Here is a 4,045-nt window from a genome sequence, read left to right on the forward strand (position 1 = left end):
CTGCTGCTTGACGGATCGCTTGATTAACAGAAGGACTAGAACGGGTCATAGCCTAATCTCCTCCCTTACTCAAATGCACTCAATAAATTCAACTCCTCCGTTGAGGCTTTTCCCCCACCTCCAAACAAAGCAGCAGAAAGCTTTTTGAACCATTCTTTTGTCGCATATCCCTTATGATGCGCGTTTACCATGCGTTGAATGAGAGCTACAATTTGATCATTCTTAATCTGTGCCCCCCCTGTTAACAATTTGACAACATCCTTTTCAATCCGTTGACGCTCTCTAAACGCCGCCTCTTTGAAAGGAATCCAAGAAGCCTTCACCGCTGCTTTTCCTGCTTGCATAGCTGCATCAAATTTACCCGTTGGCATACTGACATTATGCGTAAAAGAGATCTTTTCATCCGCTACACGACCTGGTATTCTGTTATAAAAATCTGCATAATTAGCTTCTTTTTCGACAACCTTCTTGACCGCAGAAGCTTTATCGGCTCCATAAATCTTTGCAAATCGTTTATACAGATCATTCGTACCAAAAATCTCCTTTGCCTTGGATACTTCGTCTTTTGTTTGACCCATGCCTTGTAAAAGTTCTGCCCTTGAACCCTTTTTAAAGTATTCTTGTTGTGCCTTTGGTAATTCATCAAAGATTTTACTGAACTCATCCTTATTAACCGACTTGCTAAGGATTTTGGAACCTTCATCCATAGCATCTAAACGTGAACTATATTGATGATACAATGATCGTGCCTTCTTATATTTAGGCGATATATCATCCATAAGCTCTAATAACTTTTTCTGAATGCCAACTAAGGTATGAACTTTACTATTATCTCCTATCTTCTCGGCTTCATCTCTCATAAGACCAAGTTTAACCTTCGTTTCATGGAGAACACCCATGTTGGGCTTTTCTTTAAGGAGATTAAATTTTTCAGAAGAAAACGAACTGACTTCTTTGCCACCACTCGTGAATTCCTGTAGCCCTCCTTTATAAGCCTGTTTGAAGTATGGACGCTTCATTAATTCATTAAGAGCACCATAATGCTGTTCTCCTATTGGTGTTTTTTGAGCTATTTCGTAAAGAGTATGTGGTTCTGCTTTCCTAATCGCGATAAGATCATCTTTTAAACCTGTAACATTTTGACGAGGAACAAAGTGTTCATCTGCTGCCTGATGAATACGCTCCCCTCCTCCCAGCGCTCTCTGCCCAGCTCTTTTAGTCAAATCAAGATAAGCTCCTTGATTTCTTTTCGCGATATCAAAAACAAGATCCTGTAAAAAAGGACTATGATCAGCTACGTAATCGGTAGGAACTGCTTTTTTAAAAGATTCTCCTAGCTCTTCAGACGCCTCCTTACCTAAATGTTTACTGATTGCTCTTAACGTGTCTGTTGCAACACCTTCCTTATGAGAAGGAGAAAAAAGTCTTCGTATTCCGCTTACCGGATAACCAGCTAAATGAGCTAAAGCACTTCCAGCCAATGCCCCACCCGCTCCTAAACCTGCACCAGATAACGTACTTGTAAGTGTATTACCAAGTCCTTCACCTTCTCCCGCTCCATGTAATGCACCAGATGCCGCCCCTACTTTAAGCAAATGCGGCAATGTTGTTTTGTTCGTGATGCCTAAAAATGGACTTGCAAATCGACTTGGGGGTAACTGACCTGCTTTCAAAAAGGCTTGACCTAATTTTGACCCCGCCACATTCCTTGCAAGTGTAGGCGCTACAAAGCGTGCTCCTGAGGCTAATAATCCTCCCCCTAAAGTCGCAAGGGAAGGAATTGCCGACCCTAAAGCATTTCCAGCAAAAGAAGTCCAATAATGTTGATCACTCATCCTACGATAATAATCACGTATTCTATTGGCTTCTTTCTCATATTTTTCTATGGTTTTCTTATCTCCAGTCCAATAGTTGTAAAGCCCCTTCGCAAAAGCCTTTATTGCCAACTCATCATCAGAATCACGTCCTGCCGCTGTAATCCCCGCAATCTCATCATCTAAATTAAAACTCAAACCATGCTTTAAAGAATTCCAAAAGGCTTCACTGCTACTTATTTCGGGATGTTGGGATGATGTTTCGTATTCATCTTTAGGGATACGACGTATAACTCTTATTCCAGTACCAAAATCTGGAAATGGTTCCTCTACCGATTTTTCGTATTCATGTTTAGGGATACGGCGTATAATTCTTATTCCAGTACCAAAATCTGGAAAATCTTGATGAGTATTATTATGCTGAACCATTTAACTATCCCTAATAATTTCATACAAATCTTTACCATCATGAACGGTTGCTTTATCTCCAATAGCAAGTTTTTTAATATTTGCTCTGCTAATTGTAGTTGGCAAGTTTGCACTACCTCCTTGTGACATCGACTGATTAGCATATTGAGCAGAATACTTTAGACGCGGTCTTACTTCCATTCCATTTGACAACCTATAAATTTCCTCATCATTCAGTTTTTTAAAAAGATCAAACATATCTTTGATTTTTAAGAGCGTTTTATATAGTTCTTCTGGTTTATCGCTAATGTCCATAGTACCATAAGATGCTACTATGCGCCTGCTTTCTTCATTAGATAACGGTCCAACGCCTAATTTCCCGCCGTCACTTTGCTTTTTGATTGCTTCAATCACTCGAACAAAGACACCACCTTCAAGCGTTTTTAATTTATTTTTTAATGTTTTTGCAGCAGTATCGGGGAAAATCTGAGTAAAAGCACCGACCTTACCAGCAGCCTTTTTGGGATTCTTCTCTATAATTTGAAGAGCATTGTTAACTGTATCCACAATATGATTAATTTCTTTTGCTGCTACAGCAGCAGTGTTTCTCTTACCTATTTCCCACTCTTCTATGTCTCGTTTTTTCTGATTATACTCAAGTTCCTGCATCGACCCCTTAACCGGTCTCGCTCTACGTTCACCTAGTTGTGAATTGGGATCCCATTCATAACCTTTATCTAACTGAGGTTTATCACCACCTGTTAGCATCGCACTAAGCATTTGCGGATTACGTGCCATGATAGCAGCTTCTTCTTCGCTGTAACCTTTAGATTTTAGGTATTCGACGGTTTGATTGACTTGTTCTCTTCGTTTATCACCTTCATTAAGATGCTTCACACCACTTGCAAGCGCATCCCACCCAGAACCGTCTGATGAAGATTCTGCCATACCTGCAAAAAGATCTTTGAGCTTCTGATACGCATCTGATTGAAAAAACTTATAAGTATTGGACTGTAAAAATTTCTCTGCATCTGTCAGTTCAGGAGTCGGTGTTGGGGAAGCGGGTGCTAATGGTTGCGTTTGTTCATTAATATGAGGTTTTAGTTCTTGTGGAGTACTCTCTAGTGCATTTGGCATGGGTGGATGTTGATCAAATCCAAGAGGCATTTCCGCTTTAGGAGCCGTATAGGGCATAAATGGTCCATATGGATTCAGACTATTCTGTAAATAGGGGTTGGATGGGGCTTGTGCTTTCTCTGGTGTCATCATACTTTCAATACCTGACATTCCAGTCATAAATAGAGAGGTTTTGGGGTACTTTGTTATGAAATTCCCCACGGGGTTCTTTGTTATTAATTGTCCCAATCTATTCGCCCCTGTAACCGCTTTAGGAGCAAGATACCTAAAAACATGAGGCGCAGCTCTTGCTGCCATAAAAGCTGCCCCAGCTAATGGAAATAATATTGGAAATGCCATCACACTCTCCTACAAAGCTATTCTTTAATTATTCTCCAGAGCTTTCTTTTGATTCATGTAATCTAAAAAAAACTTGGATGCTCCTCCTGCCAACGCTGCTCCCATTGGACCACCTGCCATGTAACCAAAAGCCATCGGTGCTGCTTGAAGTGCTAAAGAACCTATAGTCCCTACATTTTTCCACGGATTATTGCCCTCTATCTTAGAGATTGTATGATTATTCGTTGTCGTGCCGTAATTCCTTGCAAAACCATGACCGGCATTCATAAGCATATTCAACCTATTCCAGCCGCTATTGTCTTGTTCCAGCCAACGTTCACGATTGGCATCAACAAGGCGTTGATTGT

Annotated in this window: 2 protein-coding genes and 1 pseudogene; all 3 read right to left on the minus strand. The window is 40.6% G+C overall.

The window, feature by feature from the left end:
• Nucleotides 1–65: 65 nt before the first annotated feature.
• Nucleotides 66–2,243 carry a hypothetical protein gene (locus tag ACFINR_RS08680; protein WP_375654084.1) on the minus strand — a complete coding sequence of 726 codons (2,178 nt, stop codon included), beginning with the start codon at nucleotides 2,241–2,243 and terminating at the stop codon, nucleotides 66–68.
• A complete protein-coding gene (locus tag ACFINR_RS08685) occupies nucleotides 2,244–3,698 on the minus strand; it encodes a hypothetical protein (protein ID WP_375654089.1) in 1,455 nt (484 codons plus the stop codon).
• Between the two features lie 24 nt (nucleotides 3,699–3,722).
• Nucleotides 3,723–4,045: pseudogene (locus ACFINR_RS08690) on the minus strand (hypothetical protein); the annotation flags it as partial.

Origin of the sequence: Bartonella sp. AP19HLJMH, assembly GCF_042196245.1 — a bacterium.
Lineage (GTDB): Bacteria > Pseudomonadota > Alphaproteobacteria > Rhizobiales > Rhizobiaceae > Bartonella.

What these genes read in the sequence shown, in the direction of transcription:
- ACFINR_RS08685 (WP_375654089.1), bottom strand. Translation starts at nt 3,698, where the DNA reads ATGGCATTTCCAATATTATTTCCATTAGCTGGGGCAGCTTTTATGGCA.
- ACFINR_RS08680 (WP_375654084.1), bottom strand. Translation starts at nt 2,243, where the DNA reads ATGGTTCAGCATAATAATACTCATCAAGATTTTCCAGATTTTGGTACT.